This is a genomic window from Candidatus Cloacimonas acidaminovorans str. Evry (genome assembly GCF_000146065.2).
GTDB lineage: Bacteria > Cloacimonadota > Cloacimonadia > Cloacimonadales > Cloacimonadaceae > Cloacimonas > Cloacimonas acidaminivorans.
In genome coordinates this window covers 922,132-943,183 of the sequence record NC_020449.1, presented here as the reverse complement: position 1 = coordinate 943,183, position 21,052 = coordinate 922,132, and the positions used below count along the sequence as shown (strand labels likewise).

The window sequence follows — 21,052 nt, the reverse complement described above, 5'->3', positions numbered from 1 at the left end:
TTATCTCTTTGTAAAAAATCTATCTCGCCATTCTTCATTTCAGGAGAGTTACTTTCTTTATAAAGTTTTCCTTATCAGCTTGCATTCTGATGAAATACATTCCTGTTCCACAGGAGCGTCTATTATTATCATCACCTTCCCAAAGAAGTTTATACCTACCTCTTTCTTTTTTACCTAATGCATAAGAACGGACTAATTGTCCGCGGATATTGTATATTTCAATTTTTACTTCAGCGGTTTTGCTGAGTTCGTAATTAATTGTAGTGGAAGGATTGAAAGGGTTGGGATAAATAGAGCGGATTCCCGTCACTAAAGGTATTTCCGGAGTGCCGTTATTATTTCCTTTATAATCAATACTGAGTGAGCCGTAAAAATTGGAAACGCCATCTATATCTTGTGTTTCCAACCAGTAATAATAAATTCCCGATTCATAAATTTCTTTGTCCGTATAAAGATATACCTGCTGTTGAGAAGTATTAGAAGCTCTAATTAGAGGGCTAATCAAGCTTGCCAGGGAAAGTGTATCAACATTAGCTCTGTAGATATAATATCCATTCACACCTGTTTCCGATTGGGTAACCCACATAATATTAATTCCGCTTTGAGGATTAAGGTTTACCGTAAAAGCGGATAATTCTACAGGCAAAGTGGGATTTTGACCTTCATTCATAACTACAATTACTTCGCCCTTTGCTCCAAAATCTACATTTTCAAAAGTTATAGTTCCTGTAGCTCCTTCTGCAACAGTGCAAGGATAGGGAATTGAATGATGCCATTCTCCTCCATAATAACAAATTCCATACCAGGTTCCGGGACCCACTTCAAATGTCATATTGGCTGTTTCTGTTCCAATTAAGCCAAGCACCACGGGATTATTAAGTGCAGTAATGTTGGGTAAAGATTGCACGATTGGATTTGTTTCATCCACACTTTCATCAAGGTCTAAATCTATTGTAGGATTGATCACAATATCCTCTATAGGCGTAGGGACATTAGCAGGTATAGTAGCTCTTATTTTGATATCATCAAGGTAAACATAAAATTTATAATTACTATAGTAATGGAATCCGATATAAATTTTTCTTCCTATATAACTTCTTAAATTTACTTCCGTTATTTGCCAATCAGTACTGCTTAAAGTAACTGGATTCCAAGTGAAATCTGCAGGGTTGGTACTAGTAGATATTCCCCATTCCAATGTTTCATCACTGGCATTTTCTTTTATATGCCAAAAGGTAAGTTTAGTATATGGAGCTCTAACAAAGACAGGTGCAGTGAATAAATATTGATTATAGTCGTCCGAAAAATTGTAGGAACTGAACCGAACCGAATACTGACCGGGATTGGAATGATTTTTTGTTGAATCCTTAGTAATGTCATTTCCACTATGAACTATAGTAGACCAACCAAGAGGAGGAAAGATTTCCCCTTCAAAATCCTGAACATACGGAAAAGATATAATAGTAGGATCACCCATTGTGGTAAAAGTCCAGATTGGACAATTTTCAGCATTACCTGTTTCATTATACGGAACGACCTTCCACCAGTATCTTTTGTTTATATCAAGATTGGGTGTATAGCTGGTAACATTTCCCATATCCGCATTATTTAAATAGATATGAGGGGGAATAACACTTCCAAAGGATAGATAATAACCTCTGGGTGAACCACCTCCACTTGCCCAATTCAATGTTTGGGTAAGAGAAACATCAGCAGCTTCATTGGCAGGACTTACTATTACTGCTGGATTGGGAACTGTAGAAGAAGATAAATGCACCCCTGTAATATCATCTATCATCCGGTAGTTGCCACCTGTTGCAATGTGTTTGAAAGCAATGTAAATGTCCTTTTCGTTATAGGCACTTAAGGATATAGATGCCTGTTGCCAGGAAGTTGTAAAGGTTTGATAATTTCCTGTCCAGAGAGTTGTGGCAGCTGAAAAATCCGTGCTTTTGGAAACCAGTACATAAGTATATTCATTGGTATAATCCCAAATTGTATCTGAAGAATAGTCCCGATACCAAAAAGTTAAAGTATTTGCTCCTGCAATTGGTCTTAATTTAGGTGTTACCAACCAATATGTTCCGGCAGTGTAACCAGCTAAAGCAGAAGCAGTTCCGGTATGAGAAAAGTCAGAAGTTTTTATCCATGATGTAGAAGGTGAAGTCCAATCCTCTGCAGGAAAAGTTCCTTCAAAATTTTCACAAAGGACATATTGACCTGCTGCATAACCAGTTAAAGAGATATCATAGCCGGAACGAAGTCCATCATTAATTCTTAAAATAGCTGTTCTATTACCTTCCGCAACTGGCTTAAAACGAACGGGAATATTTACGCTTTGTCCTGTTCCCAGATTTGAAGGAAGATTAAAATTGTTTATCTCAAAATCATTGGGATTATTTCCTTGTAGAGTAAAACTGGATTCACTTAAGCTTAATATTCCTCCACCTATATTAGTTATTGTAACATTTATATAATCGGTAACGCTTTTTACATTGGTATAAGGAAAAATAATTTCCCCGGGGCTGTAACTCATAATAGGAGTTGGAGGGACATCTTCAATTGTTATCTTATCTAATCCCAAATTACAATATCCATTTCCATAATTGCTGGTTGCCTTAAACCTAATAAAAATATGGGAGGTAGAATAGCTTGCCAAAGAAATGATATTATTAAACCAAGTGTTAGTAACTGACAAATCGTGACTGAACAAAGTAGTCCAGGTTGCTTGATTATCGGTTGAAATTTGCACATCCAAAGGAGCCGGATAACCGTTAGCTCCAATCCAAACCCAATAACTCAATCTTTTGTTACCTGTGCTTAAGTTCATAGGAGGAGAAATAAGACAATAAGGATTATAATCATAATGAGCTAAATATACATTTAAACGCGCAAAGGAAGAACCGTCATAAGCAGAAACAGGGGCTGTCCCGAAACTAAAATAAGATAAAAATCAATAAAAAGATATAAGATTTTACTTGACAATATTGAATGCTCTTGGAATATGGTCTCATAAACATCAGGAGTTCAGAAATGAGTTACAGAGAATATAATCAAGAGCAAACAGACATCTTCGGTTTGGACATCAATGCCAGAATTCCGGAGCATCATTTAGTGCGTTTTGTTAATGACCTGATTGAGAATATGGATTTAACCAAGCTTCATGCTCAATACAGTCCCGAAGGCAGTCCGGCATATAATCCCAAGATGATGTTAAAGATCATTGTTTATGCTTATATGAATGGTATCTACACTTGTCGTAAGATTGCCAAAGCAGTAAGGGAGAATATCAATTTTATTTGGTTAACAGGGGATCAGCAACCGGACTTCAGAACGATCAATACTTTTGCCTGGACAAGATGTAAGGATGTATTGGCAGAGGTTTTTTGTAAGGTCGTTTTAATGGCAGAGGAAAAAGGTTATCTGGAATTGGATTCTTGTTTTATCGATGGCACGACCTTGAGAGCTAATGCTGGTAAGAATTCCTATATCTGGAAAAAGTCGGCTCTCAGATATCAGGAGCAGGTTAAGACAAGAGTGGATAATTTGTTTTGCCGGATCAAAAAATTGAATGAAGAGGAACAGCTTCAATATGGAGATCAAGATTTAAGAGAAGTTGGTACTCAGTTAGAATTTTTAAATGAACTCAATGTAGAAGAGGCTGAGCCGGAAGAGATTGCTCAAGCAGTGGAAAAGGCACAATCAGAACTGCAGAAAGCTGTTGATACTTTGAAAACACACCTTCCTTCTAACGCTCCTGCTATAAAAAATATCAACCATTTACTGTCAGAGCTTAATAAGATACAAAAACTGGATGTGCCCAAACTAGAGAAATACGATCAACAAATTGAGATTATTGGTAAAGATAGAAACAGTGCCTCCAAAACGGATAATGATGCCACTTTTATCCGGATGAAAGACAGTTTATTAGCTCCGGGATATGTATCCTCAATCAGTACTTCTAACCAATTTGTCACTGCCGTGCATCTCTATAATGTACCCCGGGAGGCAGTAGAATACACTACACTAATGGATATTCATTATACCAGTTTGGGTACTTATCCCAAACAGGTAATAGGAGATGCCGCTTATGGCATTTCAGTAAATTTGGATTATACCCATAAGAAGAAGATTGTCAGTTACTTAAAGCCCCCGGATTACAAACGGGATTACTGGGATAGTTTATTACCCGGTTTCGTCTATGAGGAAACAAAGGATCAATGGGTTTGTCCTAATGGTAAGACATTGACTTTAGATAATGAGGAAGTGGTTAGGGCTAATGGACCGGAGAGAACCGTAAAGAGTTATAGATGTGAAGATTGCCAAGATTGTCCCTTTGTGCAGAAATGCATTCCCTATAAGAATAAGAGCGGTAAAAACTTGGTCTATGATCCTTATTTGAGTCCTCTGAGGCAAGAAACGGTTCATAACCTTCAATCGAAAGAAGGAAAGAAACTGATGAAAAAACGATGTATTGAACCGGAAGCGGTGTTTGCCTCTATTAAGTGGAATAGTAAATTTAGTCGCTTTACAGTCAGATCCTTAAGTAAATGTAAAAACCAGTTGCTGCTGGTCTTGCTTGGACATAACATCCAGAAATTCTATAATGCCTCAATGGCTACAATGACAGGAACATAAAGGAGGAAATTAGGCTAGAAACTTGCTAAAAAGCGGATTATGAATCGAGTTGGGAGGAAACTATATATCTCCTCCATAAATTTTTGGGAAATACTACTCTTTAGTCTCCGTTTTTCATGAAATCTCCGATTCAAAACCCGGCAAAAATATCTTTATCCCCTTCCTATGGAAAGAATTTTTTAGTTGTGAGACAGCTCCAGCATCATTTTGAACTAATTCCCAATAATAGGTTGCTCCCACACCTGCAGAAACTATCCAGTTTCCACCTCCATTTTCAAAGCTCTGAGTGTAAGGAAAAGAATTGATAGTAGTATCTATACAGCTTCCAGTTAAAGTAATTGTTTTTTCTCCTCCATTATAACATATAACCACAGTTCCTGCTTGAATTCCCCCTTCCAAGGGATTAAAGAGAACAGTGAAAGTAGTAGATTCATTGAAAGAAAGTTCACAATCGCCTGGTTGTTGGACAATAGAATAGGAATTATTCGTAGTATACACATTATTTATATATAAAGTAGCTCCACCGGTATTAGTAATAGTAAATTGCTTAGAGGAGGTTAAACCCATAATTAGTTCTCCAAAATCCCAAAATTCAGGATTCACCGAACAAACAGGAATTTGGGGAACCTCTTCAATGGCTATATCATCAATGGAGATATACCAAGGAATATTATTTATAGTTCCTAAAATTCCAAGATAATATAATCCTGTGGAAGAGGGAGTAAATGTACCTTCCAAACGCTGATAATCACCATTTACTATACCTGTTGAAGGTAAAATTTCGTTAGTCATCCCAGCTGCAGAAGCTGAAGCACCATAACATATTTTGATACTTGCATCAGAAGCAGTTGCTCCATCCTGTCTGGCATAAACTATAGCTCTATAGGCAATTCCAGCTTGCAATTGAATTGGTTTGAACATCCATCGGCTATTGCCCCAACGCAAGAAAGCATTCCAGGAACCGGTTCGGGGAGAACGATTATAATCAGTTAAGGAATTATTGGCGGTCCATACATTTGAACCGCTCACACTTTCCTGAGTCCAACCATAAATAGCTGTGTTATTTGTATTTCCAACTTCAAAGCCCTCTGCATAAGGAAAAGAGCTGATTACCGGGTCGGGTTTTGTAGTAAAATACCAAACAGGACAATTAGTTGCATCCCCACCTTCATTATAGGGAATTACTTGCCACCAGTATTGAGTGTTATAAACCAAATCCGGGTCATAAGTTGTAGCTGTTCCCAAATTTACCTGATTTAAGATTGTTGTATAAGGAGTTACTGTTCCAAAAGAGAGTTTATAACCTGAAGGTGCTCCACCCCCATTTGCCCAATTGAGAGTTTGAGTAAGTTCCACATTAATTGCTCCATTGGCAGGACTAACAATAGTCGCCGGATTGGGTGGCGGTAATATATAATGAATTAAAATATTAGGTCTTTGTTTGTTACGAGTTCCATTTCCGGTAGGAGGATTAATATTAGCCTGCCAGTATTCATGGGTATTATTTACATTTGTATAGCGTATTCCTGCACCCGCAGAAGTTCCATTTCCAGTGCCTCCATAATTGCGCTCTACCATAACTATTAATCCATAGCCATCAGGAACATCAAAAGAAGTGCTAAGGTCAAACTGGTTCCAACCACTTGCTAAAGTAGAACTATGAGTTGCATTATAAACAAGGGTTGCACCATTAATCATAGTTGCCCAAGTAGTTTTAGTTAAAGTAGTTTCTGTTGTTTTCTTCACATATATTTTGGTTGGAACATCAACAGTTACTGCGGTTGTTGAATACCAGGAAAGAGCGATTATTCTTATATTCTGAGAACCTAATTCAGAATCCGTATATATGGCTGCGCTTCTTTCATATCCATAATAGGAACCGAGTGGATATCTTTGAATATTTGTTCCACTTCCAATTTGCATAGTGCTTGCAAAAATGAAAGATGTAATAAGAATTAGCATTAAAGGAAGTAATATTTTCTTCATCCTTGTTTACTCCTGATTTTATATTTTTTTTTATTGTCTAAGTTATGTCCTTTAGCATTCATTTCTACATACATTTCCTTTGCACTTAAAATGTAAATAATCGTTTCCCGTTAATTCTGTGCGTAAAGAATAGGTGTTTAAATCATCTATTTTAGCGGTATAATATCCGGTTTCAATCTTTAACTCATACCTAATTAGCATAACATCTCCTTAAAAGGATTATAAATCATTTAACAGCTTATAAAGATTTAAAATAATAAATCAAACAATTATGAAACAAATAAACATATTCATTGATTTACCATTCCCTTATTTTTTATCTCGGTATTTATGTCAATCCCTCTCAGGGGTATTTTTTTTTATATTTATGAGATATAGATTAGGCATAATTGCTAATATATTCAATCTAAAGATGTTAACCCTCATATAGCTGTTGATAATTTTCCACAACCTCCCCTAAAATTTTTTTTATTTTCACAAAGAAAGAGGAAAGAGAAAAAACCGAAGAATAAAGAATGACGGTTAATAGAACGCAGATAACTGGATCGAGTGGATCTGCAGGATTTTATATGTTGGAAAATCATAAAATCTGCGTAATCTGCGAAATCTGCGTGCTAAATCATTTTTGTTGACGAAAAGGGGCACTTTTTTTGCAATGTAGTAATAAGAAAATTAACAACACAGGAGAAACAAAATGAGACAGGTCGTAGTGGTATGTGCCAAGCGTAGTCCTATCGGTAATTTCGGAGGTGTTTTCAAAGATATTTCCGCGATTCATTTAGGAGTAACTGTTTTACAGTCAATGTTGAAGGAGACGAGATTAAAGCTGGAACTAATTGATGAAGTGATAATCGGCAATGTTTGTGGAGCGGGTTTAGGGCAGAATGTAGCCAGGCAGATAGCTATTCACAGTGGCATTCCGGAAAATGTTCCTGCTTATACTGTAAATAAGGTTTGCGGTTCAGGAATGAAAGCGGTTTCTTTAGCCACTCTGATGATTGGTTCAGGAGAGGCAGATATTATTGTAGCTGGTGGAACGGAAAATATGAGTCAGATACCTTATGCTTTAACGGATGCGCGTTGGGGAGCCCGAATGGGTAATAAGGAAATGGTGGATTTAATGATTCGGGATGGGCTTAGCGATATTTTCAATAACTATCATATGGGTATTACGGCAGAGAATTTAGCAGAAAAATACCATATCAGCAGAGAAGAACAGGATGCTTTTGCAGCCCAAAGTCAGAATAGAACTGAAGAGGCACAAAAAGCGGGCAGATTTAAGGACGAAATTGTGCCTTTCAGCATTCCCCAAAGAAAGGGAGAGCCGATAATTGTAGATAAAGATGAAATGCCCCGAGCGGGAGTAACAGTGGAATCCATTGCCAAGTTGCGTCCTGCCTTTAAAAATGACGGAACGGTGACTGCAGCTAATGCAAGTGGCATAAATGACAGCTCAGCTTTTTTGATTTTAATGAGTGCAGAAAAAGCGAAAGAACTTGGTTTGAAGCCGATGGCAACTTTTGTGAATAGCGCTTCGGCAGGGGTAGATCCAGCTATAATGGGTTACGGTCCTGTGCCGGCAATTAAAAAAGTGTTGCAAAAAGCGGGCTGGACTTTGCAGGATATTGAATTGGCAGAATTGAATGAGGCATTTGCAGCGCAGTCCTTAGCTGTGCTGAAAGGTTTGGAACTGGAAGGAATCGGAAAATTGAATCCGGAGATTGTGAATGTGAATGGTGGAGCTATTGCTTTGGGTCATCCCATTGGAGCAAGTGGAACAAGAATTATTGTAACTTTGTTGCACGAAATGAAAAGAAGACAGGTAAGGAAAGGGTTGGCAGCGTTGTGTATTGGAGGAGGAATGGGAATAGCGACCCTCTGGGAAATGTAGAATGATAGCACGCAGATTACGCAGATTACGCAGATTTTTTAAAGAGATAAGAGAAAAAGAGAATAATTGAGAATTAAAAATGTAAAATGTAGAATGTAGAATTAAAAATGATAGCACGCTGATTACGCAGATTACGCAGATTTTTACAAAGAGAAAAGAGGAAAAGAGAATAATTGAGAATTAAAAATGTAAAATGTAGAATGTAGAATGTAGAATGTAGAATGTAGAATGATAGCACGCTGATTACGCTGATTACGCAGATTTTTTACAATGAGAAATAGAGGTTCAATGAAATTTACAATGAGAAATAGAGGTTCAATGAAATTTACAATGAGAAATAGAGGTTCAATGAAAAATATATAAATAAGATAGAACTGGTGTGGAATAAAAGGAAAAGTAGAATGTGTCTTGTTATTTTGTTAAAGCCCATTCTAAATTATAAATCCCTTAAATCCCTTTAATCCTGTTCATCCCAGACCTATTATCTTTTTAAATCTGCGAAATCTGCGTGGTTAACTTTGAACTTTGAACCTTGAACTTTGAACTTAACTAAGGAGTATATAAAATGGCAGAAAAATTGAAATTAGCCAGAAGTATGTCTCTTTTTGAAGAGGCAAAGCAACTTGTTCCCGGAGGCGTTGCCGGGATAAGAAGGCCCTACAATTTTGTTCCGGGTGAATATCCCATTTTCTTTGATCACGGAAAGGGCGGCAGAGTTGTTGATGTGGACGGTAACGAATACATTGACTTTCTTTGTGCTTACGGACCTATTATTATTGGTTACCGTGAAGATGAAATTGATGATGCTGTTATCAATCAGATTAAGAACAAGGGTTTTTGTTTTTCCCTAACGCAGGAAATGCAAAACACTTTGGTGAAAAAGCTGAGAGAACTGATACCCTGTTGTGAAATGGCTGCTTTAGTAAAAACAGGCAGTGATGCTACAACTATTGCTATTCGTGTGGCGCGCGGTTATACAGGCAAAACTAAAATAGCGCGTTACGGTTATCATGGCTGGCACGATTGGTGCGTAGAAGTGAAAGGTGGAATTCCTCCTAAGTTGTATGAAGATATTTATGAATTTCATTACAACGATTTGGATTCCCTAAAAGCAATTCTGGAAGCCAATAAAGATGATATGGCAGGAATAATTATTACTCCTATTGGCCATCCTAATGGAGCGGAAGTCCAAATGCCGAAACCGGGTTATCTGGAAGCAGTGCGTGAATTGGCAAATCAATATCACTGTTTGTTAATTTTTGATGAAATCCGCAGTGGTTTCCGTTGCAGTTTAGGAGGAGCGCAAAAATTATTTGGGGTAACACCTGATTTATCCACTTTCGGAAAAGCAATGGCAAATGGTTATGCTATTGCAGCTTTAGTAGGAAAAGAGGAATATATGCAGGTCTTGGCAGATAAGGTATTTCTGTCCTCAACCTTTTTCCCCAATAGCGATGGCATCGTAGCAGCTATAAAAACCATAGAAATTTTGGAAAGAGACCGTATTTTGGATGTAGTTGCCGCAAAAGGAAGAAAGTTTGGAGCGGAAGTAGAAAAAGTAGTGGAGGAATCAGGAGTGCCTGTTAATTTTACCGGAGCTCCCTGGATGCCTTATATAACCTTTAAAAAGGATGAGGCGGGGCTTTATAAAAAGTTGCGGACAGAATATTATACCCAGTTAATTAGGCACAATGTTTTTATGCAGCCCTATCATCATGGCTATATTTGTTATCGGCATACGGATGAGGATTTGGCATACACGGTGGAAGCAATTAGAGAATCCCTTGCCGAAGTGAAAAAGATGTTATAAGAGATAAGCTAAATGGCAAAATATATATTTGTAATGGGTGGCGTGCTTTCTTCTTTAGGGAAGGGCATTGCCACCGCTTCCATTGGTCTTTTGTTAAAATCAATGGGCTATAAAGTTGTGCTCCAAAAGTTTGATCCTTACTTAAATGTTGACCCAGGAACAATGAGTCCTTTTCAGCATGGCGAGGTTTTTGTAACGGATGATGGAGCAGAAACGGATTTGGATTTGGGGCATTATGAGCGTTTTGTGGATGAAGCGTTAACCAAATATTCCAGCAATTCTGCAGGTCAGATATATGAAAGTGTGATAGAAAATGAACGCAAAGGTGTATATTTAGGCAAGACAGTGCAAGTTATTCCGCATATCACAAACGAAATAAAGGGTAGAATTCAGCGTTTAGCAAATGATTATGACATCGTGATTACAGAAATTGGAGGGACGGTTGGTGATATTGAAAGTTTGCCTTTTTTGGAAGCAGTGCGTCAATTGCGTTTAGACCTGGGTTATTACAACACGCTGTATATTCTTTTAACTTATGTTCCATACATCAAATCGGCGGGAGAATTGAAAACTAAGCCCTCACAACATAGTGCTTATAAATTACGGGAAATAGGAATTCAACCGGATATTTTGCTTTGCCGCAGTGAAAAACCTTTTGCTGAAGAAATCTATAACAAAATTGCCCTCTTTACCAATGTGCCAAGAGAAAATGTAATCAATGCCATTGATGTGGATTGTGTTTATGAAATTCCACTCAATTTTCAAAAAGCAGGTTTACCTGAAATTATCTGTCAGCATTTTAAGTTAGAACAGCGACCAATCATTATGCAGGACTGGCTGCAGTTTTTAGAAAACACCAAAAATGCCAAAGAGACCGTTACAATTGCTGTTTGCGGAAAATATATTCAACACCAGGATGCCTATAAAAGCATTAGAGAAGCACTTTTACACGCCGGTTCCGCTTTACTAAAAAAGGTAGAAATTATCTGGATAGATAGCGAACGCAATTTTAAGGAAGAAGATATCGCTAAGGAACTGAAAGGAGTTCAAGGAATTCTTGTTCCAGGTGGTTTTGGCGTAAGAGGTATTGAAGGCAAAATAGCTATTACCAAATATGCCCGGGAAAATAATATTCCTTATTTGGGTATCTGTTTCGGAATGCATATAGCCGTAATTGAATGTGCCAGAAATTTAGCTAATTTAGCGAGTGCTAGTAGCATTGAATTTGATGAATTTACTCCCAATCCTGTGATCCATTTGAGGGAAGATCAATTACATCGGGAAAAAGTTGGCGGGACAATGCGTTTGGGTGCCTATCAATGTAATTTAGTAAAAGGCAGTAAAGCATTTGAGATTTATCAAACAGAAACTATCAGTGAAAGACACAGACACCGCTATGAATTCAATAATGACTATCGTGAAGTAATACAAAAAGCAGGACTTAAAATAAGTGGTTTATCTCCGGATGGACTTTTGGTAGAAATTGTAGAATACACTGAATTGGATTTCTTTGTGGCAGTTCAATTCCATCCGGAGTTCAAAAGCAGACCAATCAATCCGCATCCGCTATTTAGAGAATTCGTTAAAGCCGCAGCAAAAAAATGAAGAAGGAAGAAGGAAAGAAATAAAATAGAACGCAGATAACTGGAGTGACTGGATCAGCTGGACTACAATATCAGGATAATTATAAAATAAAAAACTGCGTTATCTGCGAAATCTGCGTGTTGTTATTTTCTTTCTGTAATTTCAGTGGCTGAAAGTTCGGTGAATCCAATTCATCCATTTATCTTCCTTCTATCATTCATTTTTGCTTTACTCTTTTGCCTGTTGAATGTTGATAGTTATTTGCTTGGTACATAGTTGATTAAGTAACGACTCCGTAACACTTCCGTAACACTTCCGTAGTTCCGTTACGGAGTTGTTACTTGGTTGTTACTTGGTTATTAACTGAAGGAGTAAGAACGCCTAAAAATCAGGTTGGAAGAGAGAAGTGGAAATAAATCAACAAATCAGATCAATTTTTCTGCTTGTTTCTTATTGACAAAAAATAGTAATTAGCGATATAAGTAAATCAGGTATGAGATGGATTAAAGTTCGGGTCATAAGCTGAACAGTAAGAGGTTACATAAAATGAGATTTATTGTCTTTCTGCTAATCATCGGAGGAAAGGTAAGTTTATGAATAACAGGCAAATAATCTATCTGTTAATAGCTTTGATGATAGCCATTTTCTTTTTCACAAGTTGTAAGCAAGAAACAAATGTGCAACCTGAAATTCCCGAAGCGGAAGCCGCAAATACAGCCCAAAAGTCCTCCCTGTTTACAATTCGTTACCGTCCCGTCTGGACAGCTCAAGCCGAATTTGCTGGTGTTTATATGGCACAGAAGAAAGGTTTTTATCAAAATAAGGGCTTAAATGTAATTATCCAACCTGGCGGAATACAATATCCTCCCTACGAAAATTTGCAGCTGGGCTATAGTGATATTGTGCAGATGTCGTTATTAACAGCGGTAAAAAGGGATGCCGAAAACGGTAATTTAATAAACCTGGCACAAATTACTCAGCGCACTTCTTTAATGCTGGTGGGGAAAAAATCCCGCGGCATAAATTCCATACCCGATTTTGAAGGAAAAAAGATTGGACTGTGGAAAACGGATGACCGCTTGCTATCCTTGATTTTTTTACAGCAGAACAAACTGAATATGGATATTGTGGATTTGGATATCACTATCAATCTCTTCCTGAAAGACGGCATAGATGTTATGAATGTAATGCGTTATAATGAATACCATCAAATTTTACAAGCGGGAATTGATCCGGAGGATTTATTTTCCGTTGCCTTTGCCGATATCGGATTAAATGTAGCTGATAATGGACTTTATACCACCCGTGAATTTTATACTAAACATCCGAAACAATGTCGTGATTTTGCCTCTGCCACAATTCAGGGCTGGTTGTATGCTCTTAACAATCAGGAAGAAACTGTCTCCACTGTCTTAGAAGTTATGCATCAATACCATCTTCCGGCAAATAGACCCCACCAAAAATGGATGCTAAAGGAAATATGCCAGGATTTTACGGTGCATAAAAATCAGGAAGGTATTCTGCAGGAAAGCGATTTTAATAAAGCCAAAAAACTGCTTACCGACCAAAATATACCCGCAACCCAACAGACCTATAAGAGCTTTTTCCCCCGATGAAACAAAGACAAGAAAAACGCGGACTGGCATATCAGATAATTGTTTTCATCTTTATCTCCCTATTTCTTATTTTTACAGCGTTTATTGGCATAACCAGAATTCTCTTTTCTCATATAATGATGGAAAATGCTCAAGAAACAGTTAGTCACTTGGCAAATGAAACAACCTATCAAATTGAAAGCCGCCTAACCAATGTTGTAGATATCTCGCGCACAATTTTAACGCTATACCATTATAACCATTTTGAAAGAAATAAATTGGATTCTATCCTGCACGATTGGGTTTATGAATTTGAAACCCTGGAAGCAATAACTATTGCTTATGCTCCTTCCTATTATCAAGAGGGTTATTCCCGCACTATTTTTCACTCTCACAACCGGGCTGTTTACCAGGAATTGCATCCTGCCGATTATCAATATCTGGATTGGTTTCAGATACCTTTTGAACTGAAAAGTAAATATTGGACAGAACCCTGGTATGATGCCACTGCTACCCAAGAAACTGTTATTTCCTATTGCCTACCTCTTTTTGCCGAAGGTAATTGCGTAGGAATTATGCGATTAGATACAAAGCTCTCCGCTTTGCAAAAAATTGTTTCTCCCTTAAAGCTGAAACATAGCGGTTATGCTTTTCTGGTTTCCAGTATTGGCACAATTATTACTCACCCTGCCGATTCCCTTACTTTTAATGAAAGCATTTTCAGTTTGGCGGAAGCAACAAATGATAAGAATTTAAGGCAAATCGGCAAAAAAATGATTAACGGGAATATTGATTTTGTGCGCTTACAGGATAACGCCGTTTTTGGCGATTCCTGGCTGTATTATTGCCCCCTGCTAACGAATAATTGGTCTTTAGGAATCATTATACCTCACAAAGATGTAGTGGGTGACCTCAATCTTTTGCTGATTATCCAAACTCTTTTCTCCCTAATCATCTTTCTCACTATATCCTTCATTGTTTATTATAGAACTTTAAGCGTTTCCAGACCCATCCGCCTTTTTACGGAAGTAGCTGAAAGAATTGGTCAGGGTGATTTTGATGCAAAACTCCCCAAAACTGGCAATAGCTATGAAATAGACCGCCTTATTCTGGCTTTTGAGAAAATGCAGGAATCTCTGAAGGACTATATTAAAAATCTGGAAATTACCAATGCGGAAAAAAATCGTATTGAAACAGAAGTAAAAATTGCTTCCGAAATTCAACGCAAGCTGATTCCGGAAAATACACTTCAGCCCTACGAAATAAAAGAACTTCGCTGTTATGGTATTCTGGAACCGGCAGGAGATATCGGTGGTGATTTATACGATTTCTTTCCTATAGATAAATCCCATTTTCTTTTTGTGATAGCCGATGTGGCAGGAAAAGGAATTGTTGCATCAATGACTATGACAATGGTCTCCACCTATTTGAGAACCGTTTCTACCTATCACTACACTGCAAGTGAAATAATGCAAAACCTGAATAATTTTCTCTGTAAACAAACCTCCGCTTCCAATTTTGTAACTGCCCTTTTGGGAATAATAAATCTGAAAAACGGAGAACTGGAATTTTCCAACGCAGGACACACCCCAATGATAATCAGAAAAACGGATTTGTCATATAAAATATTTACCGAAACCCATTCCTATCCCTTAGGCATTTTTGCCAATAGGGAAATTGGTTCTATGACTATTAAACTGGAAAAAGGTGAGGAAATAATTCTGGTAACCGATGGTGTAACCGAAACAATGAATGCCACAGAGGATTTTCTGGGATTGAAAGGTCTGGAAAATATCATTAAAAACCTTAGCTCCACCAATCCGGAACAAACCGTTAGGCAAATTTTGCAGCATGTGCATAGTTTTGCACAAAATACACCCCAGAAAGATGATATAACTATTCTGGTGATTGACTACAAAAAAAGTGAAGATTGAGAATGAGGGATAGAACGCAGATAACTGGAACAAGTAGATCAACTGGATTTTATTTTTAGGTAAGTAAAATCTGTATTATCTGTGAGGGATAGAACGCAGATTAATCAGTAACACGGATTTAATGGATTGTAGCGGATTGACACGGATTATTTAATTATAATTATTAAACTAACTAATCCAGTTAATCCTTTTATCTGTGTTCTATCCTTCATTCTTCACTTTTTTCATTTTTCAAAAGAGTATCCACTGCTAATGCTACCGGCATTTTCCCTTTTGCTACTTCTTCTTTCAACCGGGGCAATAATTCCTTCACTTTTTCCTGTTGGTAAAAGCGATGCAAAACTGCCTCCGCAATCAGGTTTTCAAACCACTGAGTGTTTTGTTGTGCTCTGCGTTTGGCAAAAACACTGCTTTGTTTTGTAAGTTTTTGAAATTCGGTTATCAGTTCCCAGATTTCCTTTAAACCAATTTTATTTAAAGCAGAAGAGGTAACTACTTTGGTTTGCCAGCCCTCGGTTGAATTTCTGATATAATGCAAAACATTTTGCAGTTCTCTTTTGGCAAGTTCCGTTCTGGCAATATTATCCCCATCAGCTTTATTGATTACTATTAAATCCGCCAGTTCAATAATCCCTCTTTTAATGCCTTGAAGTTCATCGCCCGCACCTGCAATCTGCATCAGTAAAAAGAAATCTACCATTGAACGGACAGTAGTTTCCGATTGACCAACTCCTACGGTTTCAATTAAAATTACATCATAACCTGCGGATTCACAAAGGATAATTGTTTCTCTTGTTTTTCTGGCTACTCCACCTAAAATTCCAGCACTGGGAGAAGGACGAATAAAACTTTTGGGATTACGGGAAAGTAATTCCATCCTTGTTTTATCGCCTAAAATACTACCTTTGCTGATAGTGGAACTGGGGTCTATAGCTAAAACAGCTACTTTATGACCCTGCTCAATTAAATACAAGCCAAAATTTTCTATAAAAGTGCTTTTCCCTGCTCCAGGAACTCCCGTTATGCCAATGCGAATGGAATTTCCGGAATAAGGCAGAAGTTCTTTAATCAGTTCTTGTGCAGGTAAAAAGTGCTTTTCGGCATTGCTTTCTATTAAAGTTATGGCTTTGGCAAGTAAAGTCCTATTCCCTTCCCGGACTCCTTTCACCAGCGTTTTCAGGTCATAATTCTTTTCTTTAAGCGGAGGTGCGGTTTTAGTTTTCAGTTTTTTTGTTCCTGTCACTATTTCGCTGGCAAATTCTTTTCCGCTATTAACAGGCGTCCATTCCGGTTTGCGTTTTTTACTCATTCCCGCGTGCCAAAAGCTTTTCCATAATTTGTTTGGCTGATTCAGGCAGTTTAGTTCCCGGGCCAAAAATAAAAGAGGCACCATTTTGATAGAGAAACTCATAATCCTGCGGAGGAATAACCCCTCCAACGGTTACCATTATATCTTCCCTGCCATATTTTTTCAGCTCTTCCATCAGCTTGGGTAAAAGTGTTTTATGCCCTCCTGCCAGAGAACTGATACCAATTATATGCACATCATTTTCCACTGCCTGACGCGCTGTTTCTTCAGGGGTCTGAAATAGAGGACCTACATCCACATCAAAACCCATATCGGCAAAGGCAGTAGCTACTACTTTAGCACCACGATCATGACCATCCTGACCCATTTTAGCAACTAAAATACGAGGTCTTCTGCCTTCCTGTTGAGCGAATTTGTCGGTTAAAACCCGAACTTGTTCAATTTCATCCATTTTTGTGTACTCACTGCTATAAACATTATTAATTAAACGAATGGCTTCCTGGTGACGACCCCAAACTTTTTCCATAGCGTAGGATATTTCACCTAAGGTAGCTCTTTTTCTGGCTGCATCAATTGCCAGTTCCAAAAGGTTTCCTTCACCTGTTTCGGCACTTTTGGTAATTGCCTGCAGTGCTTTTTCCACTTCTTCACTATTGCGTTCTCGGCGTAATTTTTCCAAACGGGCAATTTGTGTATCCCTTACTGCGGAGTTATCCACTTCCAAAATTTCAATAGGGATTTCGGTTTCAGGAGGATATTTATTCACACCTACAATAATATCGGCTCCGGAATCAATCTTTGCCTGCCTTCTGGCAGCTGCTTCTTCGATCCTCATTTTAGGAAGCCCTGTTTCAATCGCTTTTGCCATTCCACCCAGGTTTTCCACTTCTATAATATGTTTCCAGGCACTTTTCATTAAAGCATCGGTTAAAAATTCCACATAATAGGAACCAGCCCAAGGGTCTATCACTCTGCAAATTCCGGTTTCATTTTGTAAATAGAGCTGTGTGTTTCTGGCAATTCTGGCAGAAAAATCAGTCGGCAAAGCAATTGCTTCATCCAAAGAATTAGTATGCAGGGATTGCGTATGACCCATTGTAGCGGCTAATGCTTCAATGCAAGTTCTGGTGATATTATTATAGGGGTCTTGTTCTGTTAAACTCCAACCGGAGGTTTGGCTATGTGTTCTTAAAGCCATTGATTTCGGATTTTTAGGGTTAAACTGCTTAATTATTTTTGCCCAAAGAACTCTGGCACCACGTAATTTTGCCACTTCCATAAAATAGTTCATTCCTTCTGCCCAAAAGAAGGAAAGACGTGGAGCTATAACATCTATATCCAATCCGGCTTTCAAAGCTGTCCGCACATATTCTAAACCGTCTGCTAAGGTATAAGCCATTTCCAAATCGGCAGTTGCTCCCGCTTCATGTATATGATAGCCGGAAATGCTGATACTATTGAACTTAGGCATATTTTTTGCCGTGTAGCTTAAAATATCTGCTATTATACGCATTGAGGGTTCTGGAGGATAAATATAAGTATTTCTCACCATATATTCTTTCAAAATATCATTCTGAATAGTTCCGTTCAATGCCTGGGGTGGCACACCCTGTTCTTCTGCAGCAACAATATAAAAAGCCATAATCGGAATTACGGCTCCGTTCATTGTCATTGAAACACTCATCTGATCAAGCGGAATCTGGTCAAAAAGGATTTTCATATCCAGAATGGAATCTACTGCCACTCCTGCTTTTCCTACATCTCCAATCACGCGTGGATGGTCTGAATCGTAACCCCTATGCGTCGGTAAATCAAAGGCGATGGAAAGACCTTTCTGTCCCATAGCCAAATTTCTGCGATAAAAGGCATTGCTTTCTTCGGCAGTGGAAAAACCGGCATATTGACGAATCGTCCAAGGTCTTTGAATATACATTGTAGGATAGGGACCTCTTAAAAAAGGCGGTAAACCGGATAAATAATCCAAATGTTCCGTAGAAATGATATCGTCTTTTGTATATAGAGGTTTCACTTCTATCTGCTCATTGGTTTTCCAGCTGAAATTGAGCTTAGGTTTCGGCTTTTCTGGAGCGCTAAAATCGGGATTTATTTGCAGAAAATCGGGGTTTTTCATTTTAGCACCTCCATCTGTTTTGCCAAATCCCGTAAAGTAGATACCACATCCGCTTTAAGGTGAATAAAACAATTTATTCCTGCCTGCTTATATTCCTCAATTTTATCTGCTGGATAACCAGCTAAAATTAATATCTTACCCTTCATTTTAGTACATATTTCGGGAACTATGCTAACATAATTCTCATCCGTGGAACAAATACAAAAGACACTGGCACCAGATTTTTCTGCTGCTGTTACTGCTTCCTCAACTGTATTAAAGCCATTGGGATAAATAACTTCCAAACCACCCACAGGAAAGAAATTGAGGGCAAAATCAGCTCTGGCTTTGTAGTCAGCTAAAGTTCCCAGATTCAGCAAAAATATCTTTTTATTGGATTGGCTTGCTTCAATTTGCCTTCTTAAACATTCTATTTCTTCTACAGCTCTATGCTTCGGTAATGCTCCATCTTTCAGAATAAAAGCTTTATCTTCTTTTGAAACAGGTTTATCATCCCTTTGTAAGGTAGGCAATTTCTCTTCAGGATTGGCATACATATTAATGCCCACAAAGATGTTTTTCCTTTTATTCACTGCTTCTATTCTTTCCCTAACAATTGTTTCAACTTCCTGATGAAGTTCTCCTTTAGTCACATATTCCAGCATTCCACCTTTGCCTTCAATTTCCTGCATTAGTTGCCAGGCACTTTTTGCCAGTTCATTGGTTAGCCATTCTATATAGTAACAACCCCCTGCTGGGTCAATCACTTTATCAAAATGTGCCTCTTCTTTTAAAATAATCTGCTGATTTCTTGCTAAACGGGTAGAAAATTCATCCGGCTGAGCGATTAGTTCATTAAAACAGCCAATTTCCAAGCTATCTACACCTCCAATAACCCCGGCAAAGCTCTCGGTTGTTGTTCTTAACACATTTACATAGATGTCGTAAATTGTCTTGTTGAACTTAGCTGTCTTCCCGTGAACCCAAACCTTCTGTTTATCCTCTTCCCCACCGAAGGACTTAATCATTTCCGCCCAAAGTAAACGCAGAGCTCGCACTTTGGCTATTTCTATAAAGAAATTGGAACCAAGAGCTAATTTTACTTGCAATAAAGGTGCTACCTGCTCTATCGTCAAACCGGAATTCAGTAATTGTCTTAAATAATAAATTGCAGTAGCTAAAGCAAAAGCCAGTTCCTGAACACTGGAAGCACCTGCCTCTTCATAAATAGAGGTATCTATGCTGATAATCCTGTTCCGGGGCATTTTTTCTACATTCCATTTTACTATTTCTGCCAATTTCTGCTCCGCATCCGCCAAAGTGCAAGGCAGATAACCTTTTTCTGCCAATTCACCGATATAATCCAGTCCTATGCCTGCCTCCAAGGATTTCAGCTCTATGTTTTGTTTGACCGCATATTGTACAAATGTTATGAGAATTTCCGTATCCTCAATCCCCAATTGCATAAAGAGTGGAGCGGCTTGCAGATTTATTCCTTCCAAAAGTGTTTCCCAATCAGCCAAGTTCTGTATTTTTACCCCTTCTGTGGAGCTCTTATTACTCAATGTAATATTTACAGCCGTCAAGCCCTGATTCAATTCTTTCAACAGTTTTTGGTTTAGTATTTTCAGGTCTGTCTCCGTATGGTTTTGAGCAATTAACCACCCCTCGGTTAAAAAACGGAGGGGATTATTGCCACGCACAAAAGGACTGCTTCCCGGTTGGCTTCCTAAAAAAGGAATACCTTCTATGTCTTCTTGACGATAGATTGGTTGCAGGGTTATTCCTTCCGTGGTTTTGGTTTTCAGAACTTTATCAAAGTCCGCACCTTTCAGTCCTGCTTGCACTACCTGCAGCCATTCCTCAAAACTGGGAGGAGGAAATTCCTGCAGCAGGTTTAACTTAATTTCACTGTCCACTATTTTCTCCTTATTTATATAGGATGAACGACATCCTTATTGTTTATGAATTCATCTTATTTTTAGCCACCGAAAGCACCGAATTCACCGAAAATATATAAGCACTCAGATTTCGCCGATAACGCAGATTAACAAAAGATAATAGGTCTGGGATGAACAGGATTAAAGAGATTTAAGAGATTTATTATATAGAATGGGTCTTGATAAAATAACAAGACACCTTCTAATTATTCCATACCAGTCCTATCTTAATTATACATTTTTCATTGAACCTCT

The 21,052-nt window shown here is 38.1% G+C and carries 12 protein-coding genes and 1 pseudogene; 6 read left to right on the top strand and 7 right to left on the bottom strand.

Annotation, left to right across the window (positions count from 1 at the left end):
* Positions 1-34: 34 nt before the first annotated feature.
* Positions 35-586: a T9SS type A sorting domain-containing protein gene (locus CLOAM_RS10055; protein ID WP_269764021.1), complete on the bottom strand. Its 552-nt coding sequence runs from the start codon at positions 584-586 to the stop codon at positions 35-37.
* Between the two features lie 438 nt (positions 587-1,024).
* Positions 1,025-2,848 (bottom strand): annotated as a pseudogene (locus CLOAM_RS10050) (choice-of-anchor J domain-containing protein); the annotation flags it as partial.
* Between the two features lie 185 nt (positions 2,849-3,033).
* Here CLOAM_RS10050 and CLOAM_RS03890 point away from each other — a divergent pair.
* A complete protein-coding gene (locus tag CLOAM_RS03890; protein ID WP_157859997.1) occupies positions 3,034-4,638 on the top strand; it encodes an IS1182 family transposase in 1,605 nt (534 codons plus the stop codon).
* Between the two features lie 114 nt (positions 4,639-4,752).
* On the opposite strand, the gene CLOAM_RS03885 is transcribed toward CLOAM_RS03890, so the two are convergent.
* Together CLOAM_RS03885 and CLOAM_RS09815 are read right to left on the bottom strand one after the other, a co-directional pair.
* Positions 4,753-6,624, bottom strand: coding sequence for a choice-of-anchor D domain-containing protein (locus CLOAM_RS03885; RefSeq protein WP_015424553.1), 1,872 nt, complete (start codon positions 6,622-6,624; stop codon positions 4,753-4,755).
* Between the two features lie 51 nt (positions 6,625-6,675).
* Positions 6,676-6,825, bottom strand: a complete 150-nt coding sequence (locus tag CLOAM_RS09815; RefSeq protein WP_015424552.1) for a hypothetical protein — start codon at positions 6,823-6,825, stop codon at positions 6,676-6,678.
* A 493-nt stretch (positions 6,826-7,318) separates the two neighbouring features.
* On the opposite strand from CLOAM_RS09815, the gene CLOAM_RS03880 reads away from it, so the two are divergent.
* From CLOAM_RS03880 to CLOAM_RS03860, 5 genes are all read left to right on the top strand, one after another.
* Positions 7,319-8,515: an acetyl-CoA C-acetyltransferase gene (locus CLOAM_RS03880; protein WP_015424551.1), complete on the top strand. Its 1,197-nt coding sequence runs from the start codon at positions 7,319-7,321 to the stop codon at positions 8,513-8,515.
* Positions 8,516-9,080: 565 nt separating this feature from the next.
* Complete coding sequence (locus CLOAM_RS03875) at positions 9,081-10,325, top strand: aspartate aminotransferase family protein (protein WP_015424550.1); 1,245 nt, start codon at positions 9,081-9,083, stop codon at positions 10,323-10,325.
* Between the two features lie 12 nt (positions 10,326-10,337).
* The gene (locus CLOAM_RS03870) at positions 10,338-11,930 is read left to right on the top strand and encodes a CTP synthase (protein ID WP_015424549.1); all 1,593 of its coding nucleotides are present in this window, start codon (positions 10,338-10,340) and stop codon (positions 11,928-11,930) included.
* Positions 11,931-12,502: 572 nt separating this feature from the next.
* Positions 12,503-13,525: an ABC transporter substrate-binding protein gene (locus CLOAM_RS03865; protein ID WP_015424548.1), complete on the top strand. Its 1,023-nt coding sequence runs from the start codon at positions 12,503-12,505 to the stop codon at positions 13,523-13,525.
* Positions 13,522-15,438, top strand: a complete 1,917-nt coding sequence (locus tag CLOAM_RS03860; protein WP_015424547.1) for a SpoIIE family protein phosphatase — start codon at positions 13,522-13,524, stop codon at positions 15,436-15,438. The genes CLOAM_RS03865 and CLOAM_RS03860 overlap by 4 nt, the downstream gene beginning before the upstream one ends.
* Before the next feature lie 208 nt (positions 15,439-15,646).
* Here the strand turns inward: CLOAM_RS03860 and meaB are convergent, their stop codons facing one another.
* Genes meaB through CLOAM_RS03845 form a run of 3 tightly spaced genes read right to left on the bottom strand, consistent with a single transcriptional unit; the run spans position 15,647 to position 20,776 of the window.
* Positions 15,647-16,747 (bottom strand): methylmalonyl Co-A mutase-associated GTPase MeaB, encoded by a 1,101-nt coding sequence (gene meaB / locus CLOAM_RS03855; RefSeq protein WP_015424546.1) that lies wholly within the window; start codon positions 16,745-16,747, stop codon positions 15,647-15,649.
* On the bottom strand, positions 16,740-18,878 hold the full coding sequence (scpA, locus tag CLOAM_RS03850) for a methylmalonyl-CoA mutase (RefSeq protein ID WP_015424545.1): 2,139 nt from the start codon (positions 18,876-18,878) through the stop codon (positions 16,740-16,742). The genes meaB and scpA overlap by 8 nt, the downstream gene beginning before the upstream one ends.
* Positions 18,875-20,776, bottom strand: a complete 1,902-nt coding sequence (locus CLOAM_RS03845; RefSeq protein WP_015424544.1) for a methylmalonyl-CoA mutase family protein — start codon at positions 20,774-20,776, stop codon at positions 18,875-18,877. The genes scpA and CLOAM_RS03845 overlap by 4 nt, the downstream gene beginning before the upstream one ends.
* Positions 20,777-21,052: the final 276 nt, after the last annotated feature.

Excerpts from the sequence above, each read along its gene's own strand:
- CLOAM_RS03870 (WP_015424549.1), top strand. The coding sequence starts at position 10,338 with ATGGCAAAATATATATTTGTAATGGGTGGCGTGCTTTCTTCTTTAGGG.
- meaB (WP_015424546.1), bottom strand. The coding sequence starts at position 16,747 with ATGAGTAAAAAACGCAAACCGGAATGGACGCCTGTTAATAGCGGAAAA.
- scpA (WP_015424545.1), bottom strand. The coding sequence starts at position 18,878 with ATGAAAAACCCCGATTTTCTGCAAATAAATCCCGATTTTAGCGCTCCA.
- CLOAM_RS09815 (WP_015424552.1), bottom strand. The coding sequence starts at position 6,825 with ATGCTAATTAGGTATGAGTTAAAGATTGAAACCGGATATTATACCGCT.
- CLOAM_RS03865 (WP_015424548.1), top strand. The coding sequence starts at position 12,503 with ATGAATAACAGGCAAATAATCTATCTGTTAATAGCTTTGATGATAGCC.
- CLOAM_RS03880 (WP_015424551.1), top strand. The coding sequence starts at position 7,319 with ATGAGACAGGTCGTAGTGGTATGTGCCAAGCGTAGTCCTATCGGTAAT.
- CLOAM_RS03860 (WP_015424547.1), top strand. The coding sequence starts at position 13,522 with ATGAAACAAAGACAAGAAAAACGCGGACTGGCATATCAGATAATTGTT.
- CLOAM_RS03875 (WP_015424550.1), top strand. The coding sequence starts at position 9,081 with ATGGCAGAAAAATTGAAATTAGCCAGAAGTATGTCTCTTTTTGAAGAG.
- CLOAM_RS10055 (WP_269764021.1), bottom strand. The coding sequence starts at position 586 with ATGTGGGTTACCCAATCGGAAACAGGTGTGAATGGATATTATATCTAC.
- CLOAM_RS03890 (WP_157859997.1), top strand. The coding sequence starts at position 3,034 with ATGAGTTACAGAGAATATAATCAAGAGCAAACAGACATCTTCGGTTTG.
- CLOAM_RS03885 (WP_015424553.1), bottom strand. The coding sequence starts at position 6,624 with ATGAAGAAAATATTACTTCCTTTAATGCTAATTCTTATTACATCTTTC.